The 1,140-nt window shown below is 64.9% G+C and carries 2 protein-coding genes; both read left to right on the top strand.

The features are described from left to right. The first annotated feature begins 213 nt into the window (after nt 1-213). Nucleotides 214-402, top strand: a complete 189-nt coding sequence (locus ACWIE7_RS19375; protein WP_454070363.1) for a DUF1295 domain-containing protein — start codon at nt 214-216, stop codon at nt 400-402. A gap of 364 nt (nt 403-766) precedes the next feature. Beyond that, nucleotides 767-1,140, top strand: a 374-nt coding sequence (locus tag ACWIE7_RS19380) for an ABC transporter substrate-binding protein (RefSeq protein WP_454070362.1), incomplete at its 3' end; no start/stop codon positions are given.

Below are 1,140 nucleotides of genomic sequence, written 5' to 3' on the forward strand. Positions count from 1 at the left end.
CAACGACACGAATCTCCTCCACAGTTCAGAGCCGGGCGTTGCCATCCGATGCACTCGCGGCGTCGAATCCCATACATGTACTCGGTTCCGCACTCTCCTCCCCCCGCGCAGTTTCGCGTAGCCACTACCGCCTCCGAGGCGTCCGAGTTCTTCGCCGATATAGATCTCGCGCGGCGCCACGACGACGCGCCCCGCTCCGGGGCTGGGTCGACGATGAGAGAAAGACTGTCACGTCTTCCGGACTACTTTTGTGACCTCTGGTCGTGGTGGGGGCACTGGGTCGCGGTTGCAGCCACGGGCTGGGGCGCGCTGGTCCTCATCGCACCGCTACTCCTGACCCATTTACTCCTGTGGATGGCCGATGCGTTGCGTCAGTTCACCGGGTTCAGGAACCGAAGCTGAACCGGGAAGCGAGGAAGGGCAGCAAACCCATGCACTCCGGGGTCAGCGCCAAGCACATCGGCTCGTCCGGCCCGGGGCCGAAAAGGTAACGCAGCGGGTTCTCAAGGGAGCCTTCAGGGAACATCATTACTCCTCACGATCGGGATCTGTTGTCCTGCACGGTGTATCGGACCCGGCACCCGTACCTGTTACGACCGCGCGATCGACGGGACCGCTCCACCACCCCGCGGGCGGGCAGCGCCGCGTGAATCGGCGAAAGCCGCGATTACACGTGTCAACACGAAGTAACGTCCGCTGTTAAGGACGAGCTCCTCCGAGCATCGTCGGCCGTGTGTCAGCGCTTCGCCCTGTTTCTGGAGGCAATGTGAACAAGCTCGCCCTCGCGGTTCTGGCCGCCGCCACGCTGACCCTCACCGCGTGTGGCGGCGACGGACGCGACGCCGTGTCGGCCTCGGGCGGTGACGTACGGACTCCGGACGAGACGAGCCGCTGCACCGAGGACATGGCCGGCGGCACCATCACCATGGGAGAGTACGTCATGCTGCCCTCGTTCTCTCCCGGCCAGGGCCACTACGGACTGCGAGGCGGCGCGCAGTCCGCCGCGATCTACGACCGACTCATGCGCTGGAACCCGGAAACGGCGGAGTTCGAACCCAAGCTCGCCGAGTCGCTCGAGCCGAATGAGGACAACACTGTGTGGACCCTGAAGCTCAGGGACGGCGTGACGTTCTCCAACGG

The organism is Dietzia sp. NPDC055343 (assembly GCF_053645265.1).

What these genes read in the sequence shown, in the direction of transcription:
- ACWIE7_RS19375 (WP_454070363.1), top strand. Translation starts at nt 214, where the DNA reads ATGAGAGAAAGACTGTCACGTCTTCCGGACTACTTTTGTGACCTCTGG.